22 protein-coding genes are annotated in these 25,067 nt (G+C 65.0%); 18 read left to right on the top strand and 4 right to left on the bottom strand.

Annotation, left to right across the window (positions count from 1 at the left end; all coding sequences use genetic code 11):
• Positions 1-4 precede the first annotated feature (4 nt).
• The 3 genes from BUE42_RS20855 (at position 5) to BUE42_RS32495 (ending at position 5,222) form a co-directional block, all read left to right on the top strand.
• The gene (locus BUE42_RS20855) at positions 5-721 is read left to right on the top strand and encodes a lytic transglycosylase domain-containing protein (RefSeq protein ID WP_073467214.1); all 717 of its coding nucleotides are present in this window, start codon (positions 5-7) and stop codon (positions 719-721) included.
• A gap of 154 nt (positions 722-875) precedes the next feature.
• Positions 876-1,826 (top strand): CesT family type III secretion system chaperone, encoded by a 951-nt coding sequence (locus tag BUE42_RS20850; protein WP_073467213.1) that lies wholly within the window; start codon positions 876-878, stop codon positions 1,824-1,826.
• Between the two features lie 18 nt (positions 1,827-1,844).
• Positions 1,845-5,222, top strand: a complete 3,378-nt coding sequence (locus BUE42_RS32495) for a hypothetical protein (RefSeq protein WP_143171662.1) — start codon at positions 1,845-1,847, stop codon at positions 5,220-5,222.
• A 239-nt stretch (positions 5,223-5,461) separates the two neighbouring features.
• On the opposite strand, the gene BUE42_RS20845 is transcribed toward BUE42_RS32495, so the two are convergent.
• Positions 5,462-5,659: an ATP-binding protein gene (locus BUE42_RS20845; protein ID WP_073467212.1), complete on the bottom strand. Its 198-nt coding sequence runs from the start codon at positions 5,657-5,659 to the stop codon at positions 5,462-5,464.
• Positions 5,660-5,909: 250 nt separating this feature from the next.
• On the opposite strand from BUE42_RS20845, the gene BUE42_RS20840 reads away from it, so the two are divergent.
• The 4 genes from BUE42_RS20840 to BUE42_RS33875 are packed head-to-tail and all read left to right on the top strand — an operon-like array spanning position 5,910 to position 9,666.
• Entirely contained in the window at positions 5,910-6,857 is a 948-nt protein-coding gene (locus BUE42_RS20840) for a CesT family type III secretion system chaperone (RefSeq protein ID WP_073467211.1), read from the top strand.
• Positions 6,858-6,874: 17 nt separating this feature from the next.
• Positions 6,875-8,731: a hypothetical protein gene (locus BUE42_RS32490; RefSeq protein ID WP_143171661.1), complete on the top strand. Its 1,857-nt coding sequence runs from the start codon at positions 6,875-6,877 to the stop codon at positions 8,729-8,731.
• Between the two features lie 26 nt (positions 8,732-8,757).
• Complete coding sequence (locus BUE42_RS33880) at positions 8,758-9,177, top strand: transposase (protein WP_235002498.1); 420 nt, start codon at positions 8,758-8,760, stop codon at positions 9,175-9,177.
• 18 nt (positions 9,178-9,195) lie between these two features.
• On the top strand, positions 9,196-9,666 hold the full coding sequence (locus tag BUE42_RS33875; RefSeq protein ID WP_235002496.1) for a transposase: 471 nt from the start codon (positions 9,196-9,198) through the stop codon (positions 9,664-9,666).
• A 356-nt stretch (positions 9,667-10,022) separates the two neighbouring features.
• On the opposite strand, the gene BUE42_RS20830 is transcribed toward BUE42_RS33875, so the two are convergent.
• Entirely contained in the window at positions 10,023-11,768 is a 1,746-nt protein-coding gene (locus tag BUE42_RS20830; protein WP_143171660.1) for a tetratricopeptide repeat protein, read from the bottom strand.
• 161 nt (positions 11,769-11,929) lie between these two features.
• On the opposite strand from BUE42_RS20830, the gene sctU reads away from it, so the two are divergent.
• The 9 genes from sctU to BUE42_RS20785 are packed head-to-tail and all read left to right on the top strand — an operon-like array spanning position 11,930 to position 20,899.
• A complete protein-coding gene (gene sctU / locus BUE42_RS20825; protein ID WP_073467209.1) occupies positions 11,930-13,009 on the top strand; it encodes a type III secretion system export apparatus subunit SctU in 1,080 nt (359 codons plus the stop codon).
• A 21-nt stretch (positions 13,010-13,030) separates the two neighbouring features.
• Positions 13,031-14,986: an FHIPEP family type III secretion protein gene (locus tag BUE42_RS20820; RefSeq protein WP_073467208.1), complete on the top strand. Its 1,956-nt coding sequence runs from the start codon at positions 13,031-13,033 to the stop codon at positions 14,984-14,986.
• Positions 14,987-15,002: 16 nt separating this feature from the next.
• Complete coding sequence (sctP, locus tag BUE42_RS20815; protein ID WP_083614346.1) at positions 15,003-15,647, top strand: type III secretion system protein SctP; 645 nt, start codon at positions 15,003-15,005, stop codon at positions 15,645-15,647.
• 6 nt (positions 15,648-15,653) lie between these two features.
• The gene (sctQ, locus tag BUE42_RS20810) at positions 15,654-16,727 is read left to right on the top strand and encodes a type III secretion system cytoplasmic ring protein SctQ (protein WP_073467206.1); all 1,074 of its coding nucleotides are present in this window, start codon (positions 15,654-15,656) and stop codon (positions 16,725-16,727) included.
• Positions 16,705-17,361: a type III secretion system export apparatus subunit SctR gene (gene sctR, locus BUE42_RS20805; RefSeq protein ID WP_073467205.1), complete on the top strand. Its 657-nt coding sequence runs from the start codon at positions 16,705-16,707 to the stop codon at positions 17,359-17,361. The genes sctQ and sctR overlap by 23 nt, the downstream gene beginning before the upstream one ends.
• 13 nt (positions 17,362-17,374) lie before the next feature.
• Entirely contained in the window at positions 17,375-17,635 is a 261-nt protein-coding gene (gene sctS / locus BUE42_RS20800) for a type III secretion system export apparatus subunit SctS (protein ID WP_056810193.1), read from the top strand.
• Positions 17,632-18,495, top strand: a complete 864-nt coding sequence (locus BUE42_RS20795) for a hypothetical protein (RefSeq protein WP_073467204.1) — start codon at positions 17,632-17,634, stop codon at positions 18,493-18,495. Before sctS ends, BUE42_RS20795 begins: the two co-directional genes overlap by 4 nt.
• Entirely contained in the window at positions 18,492-19,016 is a 525-nt protein-coding gene (locus BUE42_RS20790; protein ID WP_235002494.1) for a CesT family type III secretion system chaperone, read from the top strand. The genes BUE42_RS20795 and BUE42_RS20790 overlap by 4 nt, the downstream gene beginning before the upstream one ends.
• A 26-nt stretch (positions 19,017-19,042) precedes the next feature.
• A complete protein-coding gene (locus BUE42_RS20785) occupies positions 19,043-20,899 on the top strand; it encodes an ATP-binding protein (protein ID WP_073467203.1) in 1,857 nt (618 codons plus the stop codon).
• Between the two features lie 45 nt (positions 20,900-20,944).
• Here BUE42_RS20785 and BUE42_RS20780 read toward each other — a convergent pair whose 3' ends face one another.
• Both BUE42_RS20780 and BUE42_RS20775 read right to left on the bottom strand, forming a co-directional pair.
• Positions 20,945-21,223 carry a hypothetical protein gene (locus tag BUE42_RS20780; protein ID WP_073467202.1) on the bottom strand — a complete coding sequence of 93 codons (279 nt, stop codon included), beginning with the start codon at positions 21,221-21,223 and terminating at the stop codon, positions 20,945-20,947.
• 64 nt (positions 21,224-21,287) lie between these two features.
• Entirely contained in the window at positions 21,288-22,235 is a 948-nt protein-coding gene (locus BUE42_RS20775; RefSeq protein ID WP_143171659.1) for a hypothetical protein, read from the bottom strand.
• 200 nt (positions 22,236-22,435) lie between these two features.
• Here BUE42_RS20775 and BUE42_RS20770 point away from each other — a divergent pair, with 200 nt between their 5' ends.
• Positions 22,436-23,827 (top strand): sigma-54-dependent transcriptional regulator, encoded by a 1,392-nt coding sequence (locus BUE42_RS20770; protein WP_073467237.1) that lies wholly within the window; start codon positions 22,436-22,438, stop codon positions 23,825-23,827.
• A gap of 494 nt (positions 23,828-24,321) precedes the next feature.
• Positions 24,322-25,065 (top strand): response regulator transcription factor, encoded by a 744-nt coding sequence (locus BUE42_RS20765; RefSeq protein ID WP_235002492.1) that lies wholly within the window; start codon positions 24,322-24,324, stop codon positions 25,063-25,065.
• Positions 25,066-25,067: the final 2 nt, after the last annotated feature.

The following is a 25,067-nucleotide window of genomic DNA, read 5'->3' as shown; positions in this document are numbered from 1 at the left end:
CATCATGGGTTCGCATGGATTGCGTGCGTCGATCGGCGCGCTGATGGCGGGCATGGCCTCGCAGGCGGGCGCCGCCTACGACTGCACCGATGCGTTCGGCAACCGCTACCTGAGTGCGCGGCTGATCGAGGGCGGCGTGCAGTGCGTGCCAGTGCTGCCGCCGGTGCAGGCTGCGAAGCCGCTGACGTCGCAAGATGTGGCCTCGATCCTGGGACTGTCCGATGCGGCCCTGGCGGCCGAGGTGCAGCGCCGCGGCGGCAGCCTGCTGCTGCTGCCGCCGTCGGCCGGCGCGATCTCGGTGGTGCCGTCGGCCGAGCGGGTCACTGCCTACGACCCGATCATCGAGTCGGTGGCACGGGCCTTCGGCACCGACGTGAATCTGCTGCGCGCGATCGTGCATGTAGAGTCGCGCTTCAACCCGAACGCGGTGTCGCCGAAGGGCGCGATCGGCCTGATGCAGGTGATGCCGGCGACGGCCTCGCGCATGGGCCTGGCCGATGCCGAGCGCAACCTGTTCGAGCCGGAGGCCAACCTGCGCACCGGCACGCGCTACCTGCGCCTGCTGCTGAACATGTTCGAAGGCCAGCCGGAGCTGGCGGTCGCGGCCTACAACGCCGGCGAGGGCGCGGTGATGAAGTACGGGCGGGAGATCCCGCCGTACCCGGAGACGCAGGCTTACGTGCAGAACGTGATGGCGATCTATCGCAGCTTGAGCCGGTGAGTTCGTGCGTGGCCACACGCACCTGACAGGGACATACCTCCAAGACCAGAGCGCCCGACATGCAGCGGCGACGGAACGCAGCGCGTGACGCGGTGACACAGCAGACACGCCCGCGGCCGCGGGCTGGCGTATCACCTGGCCTGGAGCAGTTCCGATGGATGACCCTGATCGATGGCAAAGCCTGTTCGTGCAGCGGATGCGCGCACTGTTCGAGGCGAATGGACAGCCGGCGCCTGAACTCAGCCTCGGCGGCGAAGCGGCCGATGCCGTGGGGTTCACGGTGGACGGGGTCGATTTCGAGATCTCGTTCCACGCGCCTCTGCACCGAGACCACCTGCTGCTCGAATGCGAGTTCGGCGCCGCCCCTCGGGACGAGTGGGCGCTGCGGAAGCTGCTGCGCCTCAACCGCCGGCTGCAGCCCTCGGGCCGGGGCAGTTTCGGCTGGCGTCGGGAGACCGATGCGATCACCTTCGGGATGCTGCTGCCGTTGGCGCAGTGCGAGAAGGACACGATCGAAGCGGTGATGGCCGCGATCGCGCAGCAGGCCCATCACTGGCGTGCCGGGCGCAGCTTGGACGAAGCTGAATTCCCGGCGGTGGATTCCCCTGATGAGCAGTCGTCACCGCCATACGCCGATGTGCGTTCGGAGTTGGTGCGTGTGCTGCATGAGGTGTGCGATGACGAGCGCGTGGACGGTGTCGAAGAACTCGATGCGCCGCCTCAGGTCTTGGCGCTTCGCCTCGCGGTGGGGGATGCCGAGGTGACCCTGGTGCATGCCGAGCCGGGGTCGGTCCGGCTGACTCTGGAGTGCGAATACGGTGCGGCGCCGATTGTTCAGCCGGTCGAAATCTTGTTGAAGCTGCTGGAGTCGACCGACTCGCATGCCACCGGCGGGGCGGATGGATTCAGTCTCGAAGGGCCTGCGGACTTGGTGGTGTACCGAAGTACTTGCCTCGGGCCGGACTGGACGAGTCAGGATTTGCTGACCGAGATCCTCGATATCGGTCGCAGCTCGACGGAATGGTTCGAGGCCTGCTGGCGAAGCCAGAATCCATCGCAGGTGCCATCGCACCCGGTGGACGAACTGGTCGATGTGTTGAATTGATAATTTTTGGAGCTTGAGATGCCTAATTTTGTTGATGGTACGAGGCTGGTTCGTGGTGTGAACCCGTCTAAATCACTTCGCCGCTTTGTGGCTGGTGTGCGTATGCGGGTGAAAAATGACAAGGATGAATATATACTTCTTCCGCAAAGGAAGGAGAGGGTAGTATTCAATCAAAAGCATATCGGTCAGGCGGGGGGAGCCTACGAAGATTTCATCGCATCGAGGAATGAAGGTCAAACACCCGTTAGCTTTTCAAGCTGTCTTCCCGATGACTACAAGGATTGTCCGGCCGAGGTGAAGTATGGGTACTATCTGCATCCAGAGATAACTGAATTGATCGTGAATGGGTCCGCCGGCGAGTTTGTGTCTATGGCTGCTGAGGCTGCTGAGGCTGCTCGGGCCGAAGCTGCAAAAAAGGGAAGAGGGATCGATGAGGCAGAATTGCCCACCGCGGAAGACTATCCCAAGCAAGCGTTGCATAATTTTCGTAGCCTCCTTCGAGGAGAGAAATTTGATGTAGCCTCGGCAATTCTCGGGGCAAAGATGATTCTCAAGTGGGATTGGGATAATAATAACAAGTTGCCAGCAGAGCTGCATAATCTTGCGTATCGTCTTTGGTCGGCAAAGGATCGTATCAGCGAGGGAAGTAACTTTCCTTCCACCGTCGGCTTTGTGTTTGGAACCGTTGTCCATACGAACGCGCTTGAGGTTGGCGATGTGCACGTGAGGACGCCGGTAGCGGGCAAAATTGCTTTTCGTACCAAGGCAATTAATAATAATAAAACAAGATTTGGGTTTTTGAAAAAGAAGGCGCGATCCGCTGGCGCGACGGAAAGTAAGCTGAGTGCCGCATATCAGTCTCTCTTCCATGCCGCCCGTCTGGCAAAAAAAAACAATGATAAAACTCCCTTCTTTCTGGAGGTGTGGCCTCTTTATGGATCAACAAACGATGGGTCTGAGGCTTCCATGGAGGAGGCTGCCAAGATTACTTTGATGGAGGCGGTGAGATTTGTTACGATCTACCCCAATGTAAAAATAAAGTTCGGTGGTGGCAATAAGAGTCATAAGGCATTTCGAAAGATTTTCGGGAGGCAATTGAGTGCGATCTTTTCATATGAAATAGGGAAGCCTGTCAAGACGGCTATCAAGCTGAAGGAAAATACGAGCGTGCTAACCCATGCTAGGGGGAGTCGTGCGTCGCGTCCCCTTGCCGATCTCAACGCGACTCTCACTACCGGATCCTCTTCAAATCCTGATTCGAGTGACTCGTTTTCCGAAGATGAAGGTGCGTTATCGGATTCTCAGGCTGAAAGAAAGGCGACGAGCGAGACTGGGTCGTCTTCAAGTAACGGTACAGACTTCTCCCGGAGGGAGGGCTCAAAATTTGATCGTGAAAAGCCGATCGAGGAAGGTAAACGCTTGGTCAACGCGGGGCGTGAGGCCGAGGAGTCCGAGGAATCTTCAAAATCGGATGATGCTTTTGGTTCTTCGATCGAATGTGCTGAAGTCACAGATGTCGTCACACCAGATAAACAAGAAAGTAAATCTGCATCGCTTGATATAGGTGCGTCGTATTCCGGTGCAGACAGTGATTCATCGAGTTATTCCGGCCAGGACAGGGCGTATCGCACTCCTAGGTTGCCTTCCAGTGATGGTGGCGGTCAAGCTACCCTTGGGGGTGGGAGTTCAAATTCCAAGGAAAATGGTTCGACCCGCGTTGATCCAGCTCACTACAAGAACTCCGAAATAAAACTGCCCCCTCTTTCGTTGTCAAGTGACAGTGAAAGTATTTATGCAGAAGAGAATGTTAAAAAGCTGGTCGAAAAAGCTAATAAAAGCAAAAAGCCGAGTCAAATAAATGAAGAATTAAACCCGGGGCGCAAGGCTGGAATCCGAACGATACTGGCTCGCGTCGTGAAGGCTGTTCGCGGATTTTCCCAAGCAAAACCGTTGCCAACGTCGGAAGAAGTAGGCAAGAAGGTAATTTTCGGGCGCGATGGTGTACAGGTCTCGCCTGTGCGTTCGAACGCTCCTTTGACCGTAAGTCAATTGGCATTGAATGGTCGGTTGCCGGAAGACGGAAGGCAACCACAAGGCGCGGAATCGGAGGTTTCTGAAAATGCCGCTCATGGATCTCTTGGCAAGAGCGGATTGCTTGATTTCGAAGAAATTGCGGATCGCCTTGTGAAGAAGTTGGATCCATTGCATGATTATTGGGTTGATCCCTCTATGGGGAGTATTAATATTCCCAGGCTTACATCAGATATTGTATTGTTCGATCGCGTTTTGAATGATTTTCTATCGAATATCCGTCGTCCTGAGGGTTTTCCCCCGGAGCGTCAAGCTGCAATCAAGGGTGCTGTAATTGACATAGAGGGCATAAAGAAGGAGCTCGAAGAATTGCGAGGTTCGCTCACAAGAATTTCTCCCGGAAATAACACGCGTGTGAGGGAAGCTATAGGGTTCTTCGTACGCTTAATGGCTAAGATAACAAATCCATCGGGAGCTGAGGCGACCGTGCAAGGGCAAAGGCGGTCAGTTGAAAATGATGGAAAGTCCATCGGAAATTCGAAGGACGTGAAAGAAAGAAGGCGCGCAAACGCCTCAGTCAACGAAGCTGAAATTCATTCATTTTCGTCGCGTTCCGAGGCGGCTCACGAGGTTGAGTCGTCCTCACAGGAGAAGGCGACTGCCAAGAAGTCGCTCGAAGTGCAAAAGATTCGGGGTCAACTTAAGATTGCCGTGGAGCCTCTGCGTGAGTTGTACCTGACGGATTTGGAACCCATAAATATTTCACGAGATCAACTTTCTGACGACATCAAGGCGCTCGCCTCCTCTATTGAGTATATTTTGGCGGGCATTTTCGATATCAAGTTTTATTCTCCAGAGGGTAGAAATAAAAGAATAATAAAAATGAAAAATGTGTTGAGAGATTGCGAAGAAATTCTGCAAGGGATACAAGGAAGGCTCGAGAAAGCCACTTTCGAAGATCAACGAAAAGAGGTCGAAGAAGTGCTGCGAAAAGTCGTGGAAGTGATGGACATTATGTCCAGGTCGACTGGTAAAGAAGTCGGTTCGGATCGGTCGCGCGCCGAAATGATTGAGACCGAAGCATCCGAAGCGGCTTTCAGTTTGCAAAACTATTGGAGGACTTCACGGTCAATTGAGAAGGGTCGATTTGAGCAAGGCCTCGTTGATATTCTTAATATTTCAGCGGGGGCCAAGGATAAGGCTGGGCTCACGGAACTCGAGAAAAATCACGCTCGTCTACTAAGTGTGTACTTGGCCATCGAGAAAATTAAGGACGGTAAGGACCAAGATGGACTTGTGCAGTTGTACCAAGAGGCAATGAGCGTGGTCGAAAACATGCTGCGCTCATCGCCCATGCATCAATGACGCCAATCCAGCCACCTCTGCGCGGGTAGCTTCAACGCAACTCGCGGTTCCCCTGTGGCGCATCCATGCACCACAGGGACCCTTCCATCTTGTGTGCGATCCTCTTGCACAGCGTCAGGCCGTGGCGCCATGCAGCGCCAGCGGCTCGCCAAGCCCCGATCGGCCGTTCGCCATGCCGTCGTTGCCCGGATGACGATCCGCGGAACGCATCACACCGCCGTCCCGGATGGGCCTTCGGCCTACCTCTCCGCCGGCAACTCCAACGCCACCCGCAGCTCCCCCTGTGGCGCATCCATGCGCCACAGCCCGCCCTGCATCTCGCGCGCGATCTCCTCGCACAGCGTGAAGCCGACGCCGCCGACCGCCGACGCATCGGCCTCGCGCGCCGCTGACGCGAACAGCACCCGCATCGCCGAGTCGTTCATCGACAGCAGCACTTGCGGCGCCTGCGCGCCGCCCGCTCGCTCGACCTCGATCAGCAGACTGAATCGCCGAAGGCGGCACGCGCTACCTGCAGCAGCCTGAGCCGGTGAGTTCGTGCGTGGCCACACGCACCTGACAGGGACATACCTCCAAGACCAGAGCGCCCGACATGCAGTGGCGACGGAACGCAGCGCGTGACGCGGTGACACAGCAGACACGCCCGCGGCCGCGGGCTGGCGTATCACCTGGCCTGGAGCAGTTCCGATGGATGACCCTGATCGATGGCAAAGCCTGTTCGTGCAGCGGATGCGCGCACTGTTCGAGGCGAATGGACAGCCGGCGCCTGAACTGAGCCACGACGACGAAGCAGCCGATGCCGTGGGGTTCACGATGGACGGGGTCGATTTCGAGATCTCGTTCCACGCGCCTCTGCATCGGGACCACCTGCTGCTCGAATGCGAGTTCGGCGCGGCCCCGAAGGACGAGTGGGCGCTGAGGAAGCTGCTGCGCCTCAACCGCCGCCTGCAGTCATCGGGCCGCGGAAGCTTTGGCTGGCGGCGGGAAGCTGATGCGATCACCTTCGGAGTGCGGCTGCCGTTGGCGCGGTGCGAGAAGGACATGGTCGAAGCGGTGATGGCTGCGATTGCGCAGCAGGCCCACCACTGGCGCGCCGGGCGCAGGCTGGACGAAGCCGCCTTCCTCGCGGTGGAGCCGCCTGAGCTGTCGTTGCCGGTAGGCACCGATGTGCGTTCGCAGCTGATCCGCGTGCTGCAGGAGCTGTGTGCTGACGATCGCGTGGACGGTGTCGAGGAACTGGAGGCGCAGCCACAGGCCCGGGCACTTCGCATCTCCGTCGGGAATGCCGACGTCTATGTGGTGCATGCCGAGCCGGGCTCGCCCCGAATCACCTTGGAGTGCGAATACGGCGCGGCTCCGATCGATCAGCCGGTCGAGGTCTTGTTGGGGCTGCTGGCATCGACCGACTCCCATGCCACCGGCGGGGCGGATGGCTTCGGCTTGGAAGGGCCTGCGGATCTGGTGGTGTACCGAAGCACCTGCATCGGCCCGGATTGGGCCAGCCGGGGTCTGCTGACCGAGATCCTCGATATCGCTCGCAGCTCGACGGAATGGTTCGATGCCTGCTGGGGAAGCCGGACTGCGTCGCAACTGCAAGCGTGCGCGGTAGACGGTCTGGTTGATGTGTTTAATTAATACTTTTGGACTTTTAAATGAAGTGCGTATCCCTTATCTTTGGTCGGACGAAGTCAATTGGCGAATCGACTGAGGACACGAACCATTCGAAAAAAGTCGGTATTTTCGGCAAAGATAGGCAAAAATCATCTAAAATAAGCGCAAAAAAAAATTTGCAAGAAACTCTTTTGAAAAAAACTAGGGAAGTGCTGTGCAGAAATAATGGCGCCACCCCCGTTCTTGATAATGAACAAAGTCGTTCTACCGCCGATTCAAAGGAAAAGATAAATGAAAATTCGGCGAGCAAGAAGTCTTTAAGTGAAAATAAAAAATCAGTCGATCATCATAAGCAGTCCAAGGGGAAGCCGAAACGACGCGTGAAGTCGAAGCGTCGTAACGACGCCGTTAAGCACTCTTCTGACAACAGCGTGCAGAGCAAGCCGGTCCTGCCGAGCGTGCAGGCTGTGCTATTGAAAGAAGTCAGGCGGCGGATTGATACTACTTTTCATTCGATGCTCGGTTATGCTGAAGATTTGAAAGCGGGGGATGAAGATGATCATGATTTTAAGAAGGCTATTGGTGATTATTGTAGTGAAATCGACGAAACCCTGTCGAGATATTATGATTTCGAATCTTCTCCCACGGATGGTAAGAGTGAATTTGAAATCAATGAAATCAATGGGATTGAGAAGGACCTCAAGAAAATAAATGAAATGTTGAAGGGGGTTAAACGTTTTCTTGAAGATGTGCAGAAAGATAGGGTGAGTTCGGGGAAAAAAAATTTCATGAGAAGTATCCCAGGCTACTTGATTACCGCGACTGAATCATGGTCTTTGCCAGGCCCTGAGGTGACTCCATCCAGAATATATGATGTGGCTTCTGAGATATATCAAAATTGGAGCAATTCAAGGCAGCAATCGAAGGATTCGATTTTGAATGGTCTTCAATACGCTACGCGCGCTTTTGATCAGGTGTTGGTGTCGACTAAGCTAGGAAAGGCGGACTGGAAGGGATTCGAGAGGGATGAGCTCGAAGCAAGCTGCGAAAAGCTGAAGGTTCTGTACGAAATTATGAGTTCAACGAGCTACTACGACACCGGCCCGGATAAAGGCAGCTTTGTGGCGGCGTATAGGGAAGCGCATGCTCTGCTCCAAGCGATGGGGCCGGATGCACAAAAATCTGTCACAACCAAGAAAAAACGAGTGCAGTCGCTGGGTAACAAAGTCGTCGCTTCTAAAGATTTTACAAAGAACGAAACAGTTAAAAACGTTGATGCGAAATCTCAGGCGCCGAAAAAGGCTGATGTAAAAAATGGTAAGCCTGCGATGGTCGAAAAATTTTCAGGATTTCAAAATAATGGCTTGGATCCTAGGAAAAAAAATACCAAAAAAATAACCCTTGTTGAAAATAAAGAAGCGGCTAATACAATCGAGTCTGGATTAACGCCGAAGAAAGGCACCCCCCCGAGGTTCACCATTGATAAATCCCCTTTTGGCGGGGGTATTCAGTTAGAATTGGATGCTCATCGAACATTTCTTGCGGAGGGGATAAGTGAGCGGCTCGTTTTTTGGACTCGGCAGTTGGACGCCAGAGAGTACAGTACGCCTGTGTATGACGCCGAAAGAGTTTTAGATAGTGTGAAGAGCTATTTGTTGGCGGTTGAATGGGTTGAGGGTTGTTATGTTGGTTCGAGGATTCCCCTGGAGGTCGAAGGTCAGATCAAGAATATGAAAAAGTGGGCAAAGGGTGGCATGAAAGAGGTGAAGAAATTCATGGGAACTCTTGAAGTTGTCGAAGGGGATGACCCAGAGAAGTGGGGAGCGGACATGAATAAATTCGTGAAACTGCTCGAGAAACTCAAAGGGGCACTTCTCGAACCCTCCCTCACGTCCTGACTGGCTGAGCAGGCAGGATGACGGCCATGATCACACCGCGCATCAAACCCTCGACGTTCTGGCGGCATGAAGCCGGGGCTGACCTGTTCATGCAGGACCATCGGCAAGCCAAGCTGGGCGGCTTCATCGCCAACCTGGCGGCGATGGATGAACTGATCGACTTTGTGGCCATTGCGGCGCAAGTCGATGCGGCGTGCCGGCGGCCGGACCGCAGCAAGGGCGGGCGCCCGCCGTACCCCAGCGAGATCATGGTGCGGCTGCTGTTCATCCAGTCGCTGTACAACCTGAGCGACGAGGACTGCGAGTACCAAGTGCTGGACCGCATGAGCTTCCAGCACTTCTGCCGGCTCGATGGTGCGCTGCACATCCCCGATGCGCGCACGCTGTGGAGCTTCAAGCAGCGCCTGGCCCAGGGGGCTCGGTGGCCGCGATCTTCGACGCGGTGAGCCTGCAACTGCAGCAGCATGGCTACATCCGAGCGCGGCGGACAGATCGTGGATGCCAGCATCGTGCAGGCGCCTGTGACGCAGGCCAAGAGCGAGGAGCGCGAGGCACTCAACCAGGGCAAGGCGCCCGAGGGCTGGAGCAGCAAGCGGCTTGCGCACACCGACGGCGATGCGCGCTGGACCAAGAAGCACGGCAAGAGCTTCCATGGCTACAAGGTGCACGCCAATGCGGACGCGCGCTACCAGCTGATCCGCCAGGCCAAGGTCACGGCGGCCAACGTGGACGACGGCCAGACCTTGAAAGAGGTGCTGGATCGAGACAACACGGGAAGCCGGCTGTCGGGCTCGGGGCGAGCATGTGTTCGCCGGGTTGGAGCAACTCGGCGGCAAGTGCGTGCGGGCGCTGAGCTTGGCCAGGAACGAACTGGCGATCTTGCTGAAGTGCGCTGCCTACAACGCCCGCCGGCTGGTCTGGCTGATGGCCAATGACCGGCCGAGTCGGGCGCAATGAGGGGACAGGTGCGTGCGAAAGGCCAGAAGAACGAGGCCTGCGGCGCATCAAGTGGCTCGGCTCGCACGCCATGCTGACTCGCAACAGCCGCGCTGGCGCATGAACTCACCATTGGCGCCGAACTCAGCGGCGCTTGTTGACTGAAATGGGGTTACGCGAAGTGCCCCACAGGGGGCCCTCCATCTCGCGGGCAACCTCCTCGCACAGCCTGCAGCCGCGACGCCGTGCAGCGTCAGTGGCTCGCGCGGCTCTCGATCGGCCGATCGCCTGCCGTCGTAGCTCGGACGCCAATCCGGGAGCGCATCACGCCGCCATCCCGGATTGGCATCCGGGGCTACCTCTCCGCCGGCAACTCCAACGCCACCCGCAGCTCCCCCTGTGGCGCATCCATGCGCCACAACCCCCCCTGCATCTCGCGCGCGATCTCCTCGCACAGCGTGAAGCCGACCCCGCCGACCGCCGACGCATCCGCCTCGCGCGCCGCTGACGCGAACAGCACCCGCACCGCCGAGCCGTTCATCGACAGGTTCACCTGCGGCGCCTGCGCGCCCCCCAGCCGCTCGATCTCGATCAGCAAAATGCGCAGCAGCACCGCCAGCCGCTGCGCATCGCCGCGCACCTGCGGCGGCGCCACGCCGTGCAGCGCCAGCGGCTCGCGCGGCCCCGAGCGGCCGATCGCCATGCCGTTCCAGGCTTCCTGCAGCGCGAGCGGCAGGTCGAGCACCATCGCCTGCGGTGCCGCCCGGTACGAGAACATGCGCAGCTGCCGCGTCAGCGCGGTCGCCTCGTCGATGTGCGCGACCACGCCGCGCAGCGCCGCCGACATCTCGGCCGGCTTCAGATGGTCGGCCTGCGTGATGCACAGTGACAGCGCCTGCCGGGCCGCCACCAGCGGCGCGCCCAGCGAGTGGTAGATCTGCGCCATCAGCCGGCCGACCACCGCCAGCCGCTGCGCATGCAGCATCGCGGTCTCGCGCTCCAGCCGGCGCTCCTCGGCATCGCGCTCCAGCGCGGCCATCCGGTAGTGCAGCCGCTCCTGCTCGGGCTGCGTGAAGCGCCGCGCCGCATGCGCCTGGCGCAGCCAGCGCAGCGCATCGGCATGCCGGCCGTTCGCGGCATGCGCATTGGCCAGCATCTGCATCGTGTTCGGCAGCTCGCCGTCATGGCGGATGCTGCGCATCGCGCGGATCGCCCGCTCGAAGCGCGCCGCGGCCCGTCCCGGCCGCCCGGCGTGCTGGTAGTACACGCCCATCGTCAGCCACACCTGCGCCATCCAGCGCGGCGCCCGCGGCAACTGGCGCACGCGCCGCAGGAAGATCGACGCGGTGTGCCGCGCGCCTTCCAGGTCGCCGAGTCGCGAGCGCGCGTAGATCACCATGTGCAGCGACGCCAGCGGGCTGCGGTCGCTCGTCCGCGGCAGCGCCTCGGCGGCCCGTCGCCGCTCGGCCTGGGCCTCGGCCAGCCGGCCGCGCCGCTCATGCGCATCGGCCAAGTAGGTGCGGCTGAAGCCGAGCGCGGCGCGCGCGCTCTCGGCGGTGGTCGCCACCTGGCTGCGCACCTTCTCGCCTGCCTTTTCGCCTGAGATCTCGGCGGCAACGCGCAGCACTTCCTCGCAGCAGTTGGCCGCCGCGTCGAACTCGTCGACGCACAGGAAGGTGCAGGCCTGGTTGAACAGCAGCCGCACCAGCAGCTCCAGGTCGCCGCGCGCACGCGCGCCGGCCTGCGTCTGGCGCAGGTGCTCGAGCGCCCGGCTGAAGTCGCCGGTCTCGATGCAGATCGAGATGCAGGTGCTGTCCGCGCTCGAGGCGCGCGCGGTGTCGCCGGCGCGCTCCAGCTTCTCGCTGGCCGACAGCGCCCGCGCGTACGCCAGCTCGTACTCGCCGAGTTGCGCATGCAGTCGCGCCATCAGCAGCTGGATGCGGCCGAGCGTGTGGCCGTCGACGCCGTCGCCGGCGGCCAGCGCCGCCGCCTGTTCGAGCAGGCCGCGGTGGCGGGCGGGGTCTTCGGCGGCTTCGAGGGCCGGCAGCGCTTCGATCACGCGCTGCAGTTCGGCCGTCGGCGGGGCGATCGGATCAAGCATGCGCCGCATTGTGCGGGCGCCGTGCGCTCATCGGAACAAAGCCGAACGCGCCACGTCGGGTTTGCGCACGCCGCTTCGCGCCCGGTGGTGGCCGGCCGCGGCGCCCCGCCTAGCCTGTCGATGTCGGCAATCCGTCGACGCCCGTTGCATTCGGTCACGCCATGTCCGACGAAAAAACCGAAGAGCCCACAGAGCAGAAACTCCGCAAGGCGCGCGAGGAGGGCCAGGTCGCCAAGAGCCAGGACGTGGCGATCGCCGCGTCGACGCTGGCCGTCGTCGGCACGCTGATGGCGATGGCCGACAGCAGCGTCGCCCGCATCCGCACCGTGATCTCGCTCGCGCTCGACATCGGCCCCGGCGACATCCCGATGGACGTGATCTGGAAGCGCCTCGCCGCGATGGGCATGGAGGCGGGGTTCGTGATCCTGCCGCTGCTGGTGGTCGCGGCCATCGGCGCGATCGTCGGCATCGCCGCGCACGTCGGCTTCCAGCTCACGCCCAAGGCGGTGCAGCCCAAGTTCGACAGCCTGAACCCGGCGCAGGGCATCAAGAAGGTGTTCTCGGTGAAGTCGCTGATGACCTTCGCGCAGATGGTGCTGAAGGCCGTGATCATCGGCGCGGTGATGTGGCAGGCCATCGTGCAGCTGCTGCCGCTGATCTCGGGCGCGGTGTTCCAGACGCCGATGGCGATCGGCGCCATCGCGTGGGGCGCGATCGGCAAGGTGCTGCTGTTCGCGGTGGCGCTGTTCCTGGTGCTGGCCCCGCTCGACTACGCGCTGCAGCGCCACCACTTCATGAAGGGCCAGCGCATGTCCAAGGACGAGATCAAGCGCGAGTTCAAGGGCCAGGAAGGCGACCCCGAGATCAAGGGCCAGCGCAAGCAACTGGCGCGCGAACTGGCCGAAGAAGACCCGAAGCAGGCGGTGGGCCGCGCCGATGCGGTGGTCGTCAACCCGACCCACTATGCGGTGGCGATCCGCTACCGCGCCGACGAGGCCGGCGTGCCGGTCGTGCTGGCCAAGGGCGTCGACGACGCGGCACTGCGCATCCGCGGCCATGCCGAGGCGATGGGCGTGCCGGTGTTCGCGCACCCGCCGCTCGCCCGCGCGCTGCACAAGGTGCCGGTCGACCACGCCGTGCCCGAAGAACTGTTCGAAGCGGTGGCCGTCGTGCTGCGCTGGGTCGACGAGATCGGCGCCAGGCGTAGCGAGACCCCCGGCGAAGACAACCCCGTTCATTGACCCTCGACCCAGGCGGATGCCATGAAGAAATTCAAGATCAACATAGGCGGCGATGCCGCGATGGTGGCCACCGTGGTGGCCATCCTCGCGCTGATGGTGCTGCCGCTGCCGACCTTCCTGATCGACGGCCTGCTCGCCATCAACCTGACGATCAGCACGCTGCTGCTGATGGTGACGATGTACATCCCGAGCGCGGTCTCGCTGACCTCGTTCCCGGCGCTGCTGCTGTTCACGACGCTGTTCCGGCTGTCGCTGAACATCTCGTCGACCAAGCTGATCCTGCTGCACGCCGACGCCGGCCACATCATCGAGTCGTTCGGCAACCTGGTGGTCGGCGGCAACCTGGTGGTGGGCATCGTGGTGTTCCTGATCATCACGGTGGTGCAGTTCATCGTGATCGCCAAGGGCTCGGAGCGGGTCGCCGAGGTCGGCGCGCGCTTCACGCTCGACGCGATGCCCGGCAAGCAGATGAGCATCGACGCCGACCTGCGCGCCGGCCACCTGACGGCCGACGAGGCGCGCCAGCGCCGCGGCGCGCTCGCGATGGAAAGCCAGCTGCACGGCGGCATGGACGGCGCGATGAAGTTCGTCAAGGGCGACGCGATCGCCGCGCTGATCATCACGGTGATCAACATCCTGGCCGGCATCGTGATCGGCATCACCTACCACGGCATGCCGGCGGCCGAAGCGGCGAACCGCTTCGCGATCCTGTCGATCGGCGACGCGATGGTGTCGCAGATCCCGTCGCTGCTGATCTGCGTGGCGGCCGGCGTGATGATCACCCGCGTGGCCGACGAGCACGCGACCAAGCCGAAATCGCTGGGCGAGGAGATCACCTTCCAGCTGACGCGCAGCCCGCGCGCGCTGTACCTGGCGGCCGGCTTCCTGTGCGGTTTCGCGCTGGTGCCGGGCTTCCCGTGGTACGTGTTCCTGGCGCTGGCCGCCTTCCTGGTGATGCTGGCGCGCAAGCTGCAAGCCCAGGCCGGTGGCGCCAAGGGCGGGCATGAGGGCGAGCCGGATGCGCTGAAGGGCCTGCAGCGCGAAGGCGCGAAGGCGCGCAAGGGCGACATCCAGGCGATCGAGGACAAGGCGAGCGCGTTCACCGCGCCGCTCGCGGTGACGATGTCGCCGGCACTGGCGGCCTCGCTGCGGTCCGACCTGCTGAACGCCGCGTTCGAGCGCGAGCGCCTGGGGCTGCAGGAGCAGCTCGGCCTGCCGTTCCCCGGCATCCGGCTGTGGACGCGCGCGAGCCATGCCGACAACGAGTACGAGCTGCTGCTGCACGACGTGCCGCACGGCAGCGGCCAGGTGGCGATCGGCCCGAAGCCGGACGGCGAGCCGTCCAACGAGGAACTGATCGCGAAGCACGCGGTGCAGTCGCTGCACGAGCAGGCGCACCAGTTTCTCGGCATCCAGGAAGTGCAGTGGGTGCTGGAGCGGGTCGGCGCGGAGTACCCGGGGCTGGTGGCCGAGATGCAGAAGGTCGTCACGGTGCAGCGCATCGCCGAGGTGCTGCGCCGGCTGCTGGAAGAGCAGCTGCCGATCCGCAACATGCGGGCGATCTGCGAGAGCCTGATCAACTGGGGCCCGAAGGAGAAGGACGCGCTGATGCTCACCGAGTACGTGCGCGGCGACCTCGGGCGCTGGCTGAGCCACCGCGCGACGCAGGGCAGCGGCTCGCTGTCGGCGGTGCTGCTGGAGCCGGCGGTCGAGAAGATGATCCGCGACGCGATCAAGCCGACGCCGGCCGGCAACTACCTGGCGCTGGCGCCGGATGCCGTCGCCGCGATCGCACGGCGCGTGAAGGAGCTGGCGGGGATGACGCCGCGCGCCGGCATCGCGGTGGTGACCTCGATGGACATCCGCCGCTATGTGCGGCGCATCGTCGAATCGGAATCGAAGTGGCTGGCGGTGTACTCGTACCAGGAGCTGGGCGCGCAGGTGCGCGTCGAGCCCCTGGGCCGCGTGGCGCTGTGACCGCGGTTGAACTGGCATGAGCCGCGCCCGCCCTGTTTCCTTCGAAGTGCACCGCAGTGCGTTGCCGAAGCAGCCTGCGCCGGCCGACAGCCTGCGCGCGCCGAGCTTCACCGACCTGCTGCGCCAGCGGCGCCCGTCCAGCGGTGCGCGGCCGTTCGGCGAGCGGCTGCGGCCTGAGGCCGAGCCTTCTTCGTCGCATGCGCCTGCCGAGGACGAACTTGCGGTATCGGCCGAGCCGGAACACGCCGCTCCTGTCACCCGCGAACCCGAACCCGAGCAGCAGGCCGAGCCCGACTGGGCCGACGAGCTGATCCCCAGCCCCGAACTGCTGCAACCGCTGCTGCACGGCACGACCCGCGTCGCCCGCGTGGCCGCGCCGCCGCACCCGCTGGTCGCCGCGATCGCACAGACCATCTCGCGCTTCTGCAACGACCGCGCGGTCGACGACAGCGAAGGCTGGCAGGTGCGCATGCCGCTGCGCCCCGACGTGCTGGCCGACACCACGCTCACGCTGGCGGTTTCGTCGTGCTGGTTGCAGCTTCGCTTCGAGACCGCCGATTCGAAGGCCCGCGACCTACTCTTTGCCCATCGCGACGCCCTCGCCGCGACGCTCGAAGAGTCCCTGAACCGCCGGCGCGATGTCGCCATCTCCATTGACTGAATCGCCATGACCGCTGCCACCCGCATCGAACCTGTCACGCCGATCGCCACCCACCTGGGGGCCGTCGGCACCGCCGCCGCCAGCGCCTCGCGCCTGCTGCACGACCGCCGCCTCGGCGCGCTGTGGCAGGCCCTGGACCTGCGGCGCGGCGGCCTGTCGCTCGCCGCGGTGCCGGATGCCGGCACCGCGTCGCGGGGGTATGCCACCTACGCACTCGAACTCGACAGCGACGCCGGCCGTTTCAGCCTCGCGATCGCCTGCCGCGCCGATGCCGCGCTGTCGCTGGCCGCGGCGCCGGACCTGGGCGCCCCGCTGCGTGCGCTCGCTGCCGAGGCGCTGTTCGGCGAAACCACCGAGCGCCTGTCGCACCTCGTGCTGCCCGGCGTGCAGGCGGTGTCGCTCGCGCCGCTGGCCGGCGCCCAGATCCCGCGCACCGGCTGGTGCAGCCTGCGCCGCGACGGTGTCGAGATCGCGCGCATCGCCGCGCAACAACTACCCGGGCCGGTGCACGACGCGCTGCGCGGTGCCGCGCGCCCGCACGGCCAGCGCAGCGCCTGGCGCTCGCTGCTGCGCCTGCCGGGCGCCGCGGTGATCGCGAGCCGCGCACTGTCGATCGACGTGCTGCGCTCGCTGCGGGTCGGCGACGTGGTGCTGCTGCCGGCCGAGCTGCAAGGGTTGGAAGGTGCCGCCGCGGTGCTCAGGCTGGGGCCGCGCGGTGCGCGCTGCCTGGCCGCGCCGGGACGGATTCAAGGCAATTCATGGACAGTCGAAGGAGGACTTCAGATGTTGGACGATGACCAGGACCTGCTCGCCGAACCGGGCGAGCAAGCGGATGCGATCGGCGAGCTCGAACTGCCGGTGCGTTTCGAGATCGAGACCGTGTCGGTGCCGCTTTCCGACCTGGAAGCGATCGAACCCGGCTACGTGATCGAACTCGCGGTACCGGCGGCCGAGGCGCGCCTGCGCCTGGTGTCGTGCGGCCAGGTGATCGGCCATGCGGAACTGGTGGCGGTCGGCTCGCGGCTGGGCGCCCGCATCACACGCATGGTGGCACGCGATGACGCAGACCACCACGGGTGAACTGCTCCCGCTGCTCGTCATCGCGTTCGCGATCGGCGTGCTGCCCTTCGTCGCGATGATGGTGACCTCGTACACCAAGATCGTCGTGGTGCTGGGCCTGCTGCGCAACGCGCTCGGCGTGCAGCAGGTGCCGCCGAACATGGTGCTCAACGGCATCGCGATCATCGTGTCGGCCTACATCATGGCGCCGCTGGTGATGGATTCGTACGACAAGATGAAGGACCAGGGCTTCGCGCCGTCGAGTGCCGGGCAGATCGGCCAGGTCATCGAGATCGCGAAAGAGCCGGTGCGCAAGTTCCTCGACAAGCATGCGCAGGCGCGCGAGAAGGCGTTCTTCCTGAAGTCGGCCGCCGCGGTGTGGCCGCCGGAGCGGGCGCGGGCGCTGAAGGCCGACGACCTGATCGTGCTGGCCCCGGCCTTCACGCTGTCGGAGCTGACCGCGGCCTTCAAGATCGGCTTCCTGCTGTACCTGGCCTTCGTCGTCGTCGACCTGATCATCGCGAACATCCTGCTCGCGCTCGGCCTGTCGCAGGTGACGCCGACGCAGGTGGCGATCCCGTTCAAGCTGTTGCTGTTCGTGGTCATGGACGGCTGGTCGACGCTGATCCACGGCCTGGTGCTGACCTACAAGTAGCGAGCGTGCAAGCATGGACTACGACAACATCGTTCGACTGACCTCGCAGGCCATGCTGCTGTGCCTGATGGTCTCGCTGCCGGCCGTGCTGGTGGCGGCGCTGGTGGGACTGCTGGTGTCCTTCGTGCAGGCGATCACCTCGCTGCAGGACCAGGCGATCTCGCAGGGCGCCAAGCTGATCGCGGTGGTCATCACGCTGGTGGTGGCCGCGCCGTGGGGCGCCTCGATGGTGCTCGGCTTCGCCCAGCAGGCGGTACAGGCGGCGCTGCAATGAGCCTCATCCGTTCGTTCATCCGGGCAGCGCCGATCGTCGCGCCGCGTGCGGCCGCGGTCGCCGCCACCGCGACCACCGCGCACGCGGCGCCGGCGGCCACGCCGCAGGCCACCCACCAGACGCACCAAGGCCACCACGGCCCGCAGCGCTCCGGCGGCCAGGGCCGCCACGTCGGCGGCAACCGGCCGGGCGCCCGGCCCAAGCGGGCCACCACCAACAAGGCGCGCAAGACGCGGCGCCGCGGGGTCAGCGGCGTGCCGGGCGGGGACGACGACGACAACGATTTCCACTCGTCCGACGCGCAGCAGACCGGCACCGAGGCTGTCAACCTGAAGGACCAGTCGCAGGACTCCGGCGACGACCAGGACCGGGGCGGCGGCGAGGAGTCGCGCCAGGACAAACTGGCTCGCGCGCGCAGCCTGTCGGAGAAATCGGATGAACAAGGCCGTGGCGGCTCGCCGCGCCGGGTGTTCGATTCGAAGATCCCGCTGCAGCGTTGCAAGAAGGGCATGCTGGGCGTGGTGCAGAAGGCCGTCATCGACCGCGAGCTGAACAAGGCGGCCGAGACCGGCAACGGCGCGCTCGCGGCCGGCGCGCTGCGCAAGCTGAACCTGGCGCTGCTCGGCAGCACGCGCGCCGGCGCCCGGCTCGACAGCGGCGGGCTGAAGGCGGTGGCCGAGTTCCTGGCGGCGAACTACCTGAAGCCGGCGATGCCGGAAGGCGGCTTTCCGCTGTCGATCAAGATGCTGCACTGGATGCTGCCGATGAAGCTGTTGCAGCTGCAGGTGCCGCGCACGGAAGAACAAGCCGCGTTGAGCATCGCGAAGATGCTCGTGCAGTCCCGGAGGAACGAGCGATGAGTGCAGTGATGAACGACGAAGAGCTGCCCGAAGGCGCCGAGGGCGAGGAGCCGGCCGGCGACGATCCCGACCACGAGCGCTACATCGGGCTGTTGACGGAGCTGTGCGGCGAGCTCGACCTGCCGGACGTGCAGGCGGTGCTGCAGTCGCGACGCGTCGAGGTCGAGGGCTTCAGCGTGATCGTCGACCATGTGACGAACGATCCGCAGGCGATGTACATCCAGTTCGACTACGGCATCACGACCGCCGGGCGGACCTTGTCGATCTTCCGGCTGATGCTGGAATCGAACCTGCTCGTCTATGCGCAGGACCAGGCCCAGCTCGGCCTCGACCCCGACACCGGCTCGACCCAGCTGATCGTGCGCGTGCCGATGACCGACGACATCGACGGCGCATGGTTGATGGACACGCTGACGCACTACGCCGAGCACGGCCGCTACTGGAAGGACCACCTGTTGCAGGCGCCCGACGACATGTTCGAGGCCATCTCCGCCGGCGACTACCTGTGGTTGAGGGCCTGACGCTGCGCATTGCACAATCCCGCCTCATGCCCGACAGCGATTCCCTCGACGTCTTCGAAGACCGCCCGACGCTCTGGCCGCACACCGCGCCGGAGCGGCTGCTGCCGTCGCAGGTCGAGCAGCGCCTGCTGAAGGCGATGGAGCGCGTCGGCGCCGACGGCCCGTACGCGGTCGCGCTGTGCGAAGAGGCGATCTCGCTGGCGCGCTCCAGCGGCGACGACGGCGAGACGGTGCGCACGCTGTTCCGCGCCGCCACCCTGGTGCTGCAGGCGCGCCGCCCCGACCGCGCCTACGTGCTGTGCCTGGAAGCGCAGCAGGCCTTCGAGCGCCGCGACGACCGCTGGCGCGCCACCCGCATCCTGCTGCTGCGCGGCCAGTGCTGGCTCGAGGTCGGCGAGCACGAGCGCGCGATGACGCTGATCGCCGAAGCCGCCGAACGCTTCCGGCTGATGGACCACCGCGCCGACCTGGCGCGCTGCCAGGCCGCGATGGCGATGGCGCACCGCCTCGGCGGCGACCTCGACAGCGCGATCGCGATGGCCGCCCAGGCGGTCGGCACGCCCGGGGCGCCGAACGACCACCACCTCGACATCAGCCTGCGCCACAACGAGGCGCTGATGCGCCTGGAGCGCGGCCGCCTGCTGGCCCAGCAGGGCGACGTGCAGGGCGCGCAGGCCGAGTACGCGCGGGCCTCGGCGGTGCTGCCGGATGCGCGCCACATCGAATCCCCGCGCAGCCAGCCCGACGGCGGCCAGGTGCTGCAGAACATCGCGCAGGTGGCGACCGCGATCGGCGACGACGCGACGGTGCTGCTCGCGCTGCGCCGGCTGGGCGACTGGGCGCGCCGTCGCGGCAGCCGGCTCGAGCGCGGCGCGGTCTGGCTGCAGATGGCCGAGCTGCAGCGCGCCCGCAGCCGCAGCCGCGCGGCCGTGGCCTGCGCGCGCGCGGCGGTGCGCCACCTGGTGACGCTGCCGAACGAGCCGCGGCTCGTCACCGCGCGGCTGCTGCTGGCCGACCTGCTCGAAGACCAGGGCGACTACCCGGGCGCCTACGAGGCCTATGCCGAAGGCTCGCGCGTGGCCGCCGAGCAGCAGCGCGAGGCGATCGCGCTGCGCGCCGAAATGCTGGCGCTCGACCGCGATGCCGAGCAGGTGCTGCGCAGCACCGAGCAGACGCTGGCCTATGCGCAGCGGCTGTCGAACGTCGGCCACCTGGTCGCGAGCATCAACCACGAGCTGAACCAGCCGATGGCGTCGATCCGTCTGGTGGCCGAGACGGCGCTGGAACTGATCGACAGCGGCGAGACGGCCGAGGTGCTGGCCAGCATGCGCTCGATGCTGAAGCTGTCGACCCGGCTGACCGACCTGACCGCGCAGCTGGCCGCGTTTCCGGCGCGCTCGACCGCGCAGGTGCAGCAGCTGAGCCTGCGCCAGGCGGTGCTCGAGGCGCTGGGCATGCTGCGCTCGCGGCTGGGCCAGACGCCGTGCGAGATCGTGATCGGTTTCGACGATGCGCTGGCGCACGGCTTCGAGGGCCAGCTGGTGCGGGTCATCGCCAACCTCGTCAACAACGCACTCGACGTGCTGGAACCGGTGGCCGCGCGCCGCATCGAGTTCAGCTGCGCGGCCGACGGCGAGTTCGTCGTGCTCAGCGTGGCCGACAACGGCCCCGGGCTCGCGCCGGCCGTGCTGGAGCGGCTGTTCCAGCCGTTCTTCTCGACCAAGGCGGCGGGGCGCGGTCTGGGCCTGGGCCTCGCGCTGTCGCGCGACGTGATGCGCGAGATGGGCGGCGACCTGCTGGCGCGCAACGGCAGCGGCGGCGGCGCGGTGTTCGACGTGCGCGTGCCGCTGGAAGATCCGACGACGGTGCCGGGAACGCTGTAGCCCGCTGGAGCGGGCCCGGATCTGCTGCCCCTGACACCTGCCTGTTCACCGAAGGCTGGCGGATCGGAGCACCTGCGTGATCGCCGAATCGGCGCCGAACGCCGTCCGGTTGGCCTCGGCCAGCAGCGCGATCGCGGCCAGCCGGCAGGCCTCGCGGTCGTGGGCCGGGCCGTTGTCGACCGGGTCGTTCATCAGGCCGTCGGTCACGCGGTCGACCAGCGCCTCGAAGCGCAGAACCGCCTCGGCCCGCAGTTCGTCGAACGAGGTGTCGCCGAACGACGTGTCGGTGAAGGCGGCTTCGGGGGTGTCGGCATGCGGGGTCATCGTGGCTGTCCTGGGGGGTGGTGCTGTGGAAGATCCTGTGAAGAGAGCGGCCCGGGGCCCGGGCTCATCCGGCTTCCTCGGCGCGCACGGTCTTCGTGAGCGCGGCGAAGAACTTGCGCAGTTGCACCGGGTTGCTGCCGTTGCCGATGTCGCAGGCCTCGCCGTAGCGCGCCGTCATCTCGTCGCGGCTGGGCTTGCCGCGCGTCTGGAAGCCGTGCAGGTCGCCCATGAACGATTTCAGGTCGACGCCGCGCTCGCGCAGCGACTGGATCGCCTGCCCGGGCTCGGTGTCCATCAGCGAGACGGGCTTGGGCTTGTCCTCGATGGCCAGTGGCAGGGTCGGCTTCGGTGGGGCAAGCGTGACTGGTTGCGTTGGGCGCGGCGGGAGCGTCGGCGGAGCCGGCATCGCGCCGGCTGGCGAGGGCTTCGGGCCGCCCGCAAGCCGGCCCAGGCCGCTCTGGAACTGCTGGATCATGTCGTGGATCGCCTGCAGGCCGCTCCTGGCCTCGCCGAACAGCCGGGCCACGACGGGCGGCGCGAAATCCTGGTACCGCGCGTTGTTCTCGACGTCGTGCATCGCCTGCAGGAAATCGCTGGTGGTGCGCGAGGCACGGTCCGAGCCCTGCAGGGCCGCGGCCATCGGGTTCTGCAGCGCCGACTGCACCGCGTGGCGCATCTGCCCCAATGGTTCGAGTTGTCCGAGTTGCCCCAGCTGTGCCTGTGCCGCCTGCCCCAGCCGCCCCATCTTCCCCAGCAGCTGCGCATTCTGCAGCCGCGGTCGCAGGCCGGCGATACCGGCCTGCAGCGTCGCGCCGGTCGGCAGCTGCGAGGGCAGGCGCGCGTTCAGCCCGCCCAATCCGCTCATCGTCTTCGCGGCGAGCCGCGCCGTCGCGCCCGTGGCCTTCTCCGCCAGGCCGGGCGCGGCCGTCGTTGCCGCTTTGCCGGCCTGCTGGGCGACGCGACCGATGAATTGGGCGCCGTTCTTCAGCAACATCGGATTGATCGGAGGCATGCGGGTTCCTTGGGCAGTGACGTCGTTGACCGCCACGGTAGGCCGGCCGGGCGCTGCGGGCTGCAGCCCGACGCGAAGCGGCGCACGCGGGCGCGAAGTTGCGCGCCGCCGCCCGTGCAATGCGCCGGCAGGGCGCTACGATCGCTGCATCGCTTGCATTGACCGACCGACACGTGAAGCCCTCGATCCCCGACAAGACCATGCAAGACAACGACAAAGCCGCCAGCCCCGCCGCCACGCCGGTGACGCGCATCCTGGTGATCGAGGACGACGAGGCCTTCCGTGCCAGCGTGAAGCGTGCGCTGGAGCTTGCCGGCTACCAGGTCAGCCTGTTCGCAGACGCCGAATCGGCGATGGAGCAGATGGCCGCCGTGGCGCCCGCCGCCGTGCTGACCGACCTGCGCCTGCCCAAGGCCGACGGCCTGTTCGTGCTGCAGCGCACGCGCGAGAAAGATGCCGACCTGCCGGTCGTGCTGATGACCGGCCATGGCGACATCCCGACCGCGATCCAGGCGATCCGCTCGGGCGCCTACGATTTCCTCGAGAAGCCGTTCAGCCGCGAGCGGCTGCTGGCCGTGATGCAGCGCGCGGCCGACCAGTACCGTCTGGTGCAGGAGAACCGCCAGCTGAAGACGCGGCTGGCCGAATCGTCCGGCATCGACCAGATCGTGCGCGGCGACGCGGCGCCGCTGCGCGAGCTGCGCGACCTGATCCTGCGGCTGGCGCCGACCCCGGTCGACGTGCTGATCCACGGCGAGACCGGCACCGGCAAGGAACTGGTCGCGCGCTGCCTGCATGATTTCGGCCGGCGCAGCGGCAACTTCGTCGCGCTGAACTGCGCGGCGATCCCCGAGAGCCTGTTCGAGAGCGAGCTGTTCGGCCACGAGGCCGGCGCCTTCACCGGTGCGGGCAAGCAGCGCATCGGCAAGATCGAGCACGCGAAAGATGGCACGCTGTTCCTCGACGAGATCGAGGCGATGCCGCTCGCGCTGCAGGCCAAGGTGCTGCGCGTGATCCAGGAGCGCGAGATCGAGCGCCTGGGCAACAACAAGCCGATCCACGTGAACTTCCGCGTCGTCGCGGCGACCAAGGTGAGCCTCGAAGACCTCGCGAAGAAGGGCGAGTTCCGGCCCGACCTGTTCTACCGGCTCAACGTGGCCTCGCTGAAGATCCCGGCGCTGCGCGACCGGCTGGGCGACATCCTCGGGCTGTTCCAGATCTTCCTGCAGCAGGCGAGCCTGCGCTTCCAGATGCCGGTGCCGTCGCTGACGCCGGACCAGCGCCAGGCGCTGCTGGCCTCGCGCTGGCCGGGCAACGTGCGCGAGCTGAAGGCCTGCGCCGAGCGGATGATCCTCGGGCTGCCGATCTTCGTCGACGGCGAGCCGACCGCGTCGGCGCCGCGCTCGTTCGACGAATCGGTCGCGATGATCGAACGCAGCCTGCTCGAAGAAGCGCTGCGCCGCCACGGCGGCTCGGTGAAGGCAGCCTGCGCAGAGCTCTCGCTGACGCCGGCGACGATGTACCGCAAGCTGAAGGCGCTGGCGGTGGATCCGTCGGCGTACAAGGACCCGAGCGTCGATCCGGCGGGCTGAGCACGATCCGGCCTCGCGCCGCGCCGGTTCCCCGCGCCAGTTCCCGATACTCCTTTGCGCCACGCGATTCGCAGATGACGCGTGCCAGGCCCTCGGGCTGCCCGTGGCCCGTCGTGTTTGCCGCCAGGCCGTCTGCCACCGAGCACGCGTTTACGGCCATCCCGCTGACGACAAGCTGACTTTACTGGAGCGGGTTTCGGCCGTGCGTCGAAACCGTCGGGTCCGGTGGCGTTCGATGGCTGTCGCAGTCGTGAGAGAGCCGCCCCCGCTCCCTTCTCAAACTTGATTCAACCGCCGGCCCACCCGCCGTCGGATGCCTGTCGACTTGTGTGCGGGTTTCGCCGCCCCTGACGGCGAATCAAGCACTTGCATGCAATTGTGAAACCGCTTGCAAGTCGCGCAGCCATACACCGCTTCGTGGCACATGCCTTGCGGAACGAGACCGTCAGACATCATTCAACACATAGGGGAGTCTCGTGAACAAAGCAGCCTTGTTGATCGAAGACAAAGACACGCAACTGGTCGTGCGGACCGCACTGGAGTGCGCCGGCTACCACTGTGAGGTCTACACATCCACCGGTACTCTGTTGCGCGGCATCAAGCGCGACGACCATGGATTGATCGTCGTCGATGTCGACGACCCGGCCACCGATTGCCCCGCGATCGTCGACTGGCGCCGCAACTGGCTGAACCCCGAAGTGACTTTGGTCGCCCTCGGCCGCACCGACCCGCTGACCGCGGCCCGCGTGCTGAACGCCGGTGTCGACGATTTCGTCGCGAAGCCGGTGCGCGGGGCCGAGCTGCTGGCGCGCATCGGCGCCGCCGCGCGCCGGCGCGTGCCGGCCCCGGCCGAGACTGGCCCGAGCGTTGCCGGCTGCAGCATCGACCGCGGCGCGAGCGCCATCGTCTCGCGCTCGCAGCGCGTCGGCCTGACGGCCCGCGAACTCGCGCTCGCGCAACTGTTGTTCGAAAACGCCGGCCAGCTGGTGACCCGCGCCCGCCTCGCGCAGGACGTGTGGGGCACCGACGTCGGCATCACCGGCCGCTCGATCGAGCAGCACATCTATCAGTTGCGCCGCAAGCTCAAGCGCTGCGCCGGCGAGGCGCTCGCACTGCGCGGCGTCTACGGCAGCGGCTACCGCATCGACGCGGCCGTCGTGCCGTGCACACCTTCCGGACCTTCCTCTGCACCGACGGCCGCCCTCGGGCTGTCGGCGCAGGCCATGTTCCACGCCTAGAG

Origin of the sequence: Rhizobacter sp. OV335, from assembly GCF_900142965.1 — a bacterium.
Taxonomy (GTDB): Bacteria; Pseudomonadota; Gammaproteobacteria; order Burkholderiales; family Burkholderiaceae_C; genus Rhizobacter.
The sequence above is the reverse complement of the archived record's forward strand: the minus strand, read 5'-3'. Positions and strand labels throughout refer to the sequence as shown.

Excerpts from the sequence above, each read along its gene's own strand:
- BUE42_RS20780 (WP_073467202.1), bottom strand. The coding sequence starts at position 21,223 with ATGACCCCGCATGCCGACACCCCCGAAGCCGCCTTCACCGACACGTCG.
- BUE42_RS20775 (WP_143171659.1), bottom strand. The coding sequence starts at position 22,235 with ATGCCTCCGATCAATCCGATGTTGCTGAAGAACGGCGCCCAATTCATC.
- BUE42_RS20790 (WP_235002494.1), top strand. The coding sequence starts at position 18,492 with ATGAGTGCAGTGATGAACGACGAAGAGCTGCCCGAAGGCGCCGAGGGC.
- BUE42_RS20855 (WP_073467214.1), top strand. The coding sequence starts at position 5 with ATGGGTTCGCATGGATTGCGTGCGTCGATCGGCGCGCTGATGGCGGGC.
- BUE42_RS32490 (WP_143171661.1), top strand. The coding sequence starts at position 6,875 with ATGAAGTGCGTATCCCTTATCTTTGGTCGGACGAAGTCAATTGGCGAA.
- sctP (WP_083614346.1), top strand. The coding sequence starts at position 15,003 with ATGAGCCGCGCCCGCCCTGTTTCCTTCGAAGTGCACCGCAGTGCGTTG.
- BUE42_RS20850 (WP_073467213.1), top strand. The coding sequence starts at position 876 with ATGGATGACCCTGATCGATGGCAAAGCCTGTTCGTGCAGCGGATGCGC.
- BUE42_RS20830 (WP_143171660.1), bottom strand. The coding sequence starts at position 11,768 with ATGCTTGATCCGATCGCCCCGCCGACGGCCGAACTGCAGCGCGTGATC.
- sctQ (WP_073467206.1), top strand. The coding sequence starts at position 15,654 with ATGACCGCTGCCACCCGCATCGAACCTGTCACGCCGATCGCCACCCAC.
- BUE42_RS20770 (WP_073467237.1), top strand. The coding sequence starts at position 22,436 with ATGCAAGACAACGACAAAGCCGCCAGCCCCGCCGCCACGCCGGTGACG.
- BUE42_RS32495 (WP_143171662.1), top strand. The coding sequence starts at position 1,845 with ATGCCTAATTTTGTTGATGGTACGAGGCTGGTTCGTGGTGTGAACCCG.
- BUE42_RS33875 (WP_235002496.1), top strand. The coding sequence starts at position 9,196 with ATGGCTACATCCGAGCGCGGCGGACAGATCGTGGATGCCAGCATCGTG.
- BUE42_RS20820 (WP_073467208.1), top strand. The coding sequence starts at position 13,031 with ATGAAGAAATTCAAGATCAACATAGGCGGCGATGCCGCGATGGTGGCC.
- BUE42_RS20840 (WP_073467211.1), top strand. The coding sequence starts at position 5,910 with ATGGATGACCCTGATCGATGGCAAAGCCTGTTCGTGCAGCGGATGCGC.
- sctR (WP_073467205.1), top strand. The coding sequence starts at position 16,705 with ATGACGCAGACCACCACGGGTGAACTGCTCCCGCTGCTCGTCATCGCG.
- BUE42_RS33880 (WP_235002498.1), top strand. The coding sequence starts at position 8,758 with ATGATCACACCGCGCATCAAACCCTCGACGTTCTGGCGGCATGAAGCC.
- sctU (WP_073467209.1), top strand. The coding sequence starts at position 11,930 with ATGTCCGACGAAAAAACCGAAGAGCCCACAGAGCAGAAACTCCGCAAG.
- BUE42_RS20785 (WP_073467203.1), top strand. The coding sequence starts at position 19,043 with ATGCCCGACAGCGATTCCCTCGACGTCTTCGAAGACCGCCCGACGCTC.
- BUE42_RS20795 (WP_073467204.1), top strand. The coding sequence starts at position 17,632 with ATGAGCCTCATCCGTTCGTTCATCCGGGCAGCGCCGATCGTCGCGCCG.
- sctS (WP_056810193.1), top strand. The coding sequence starts at position 17,375 with ATGGACTACGACAACATCGTTCGACTGACCTCGCAGGCCATGCTGCTG.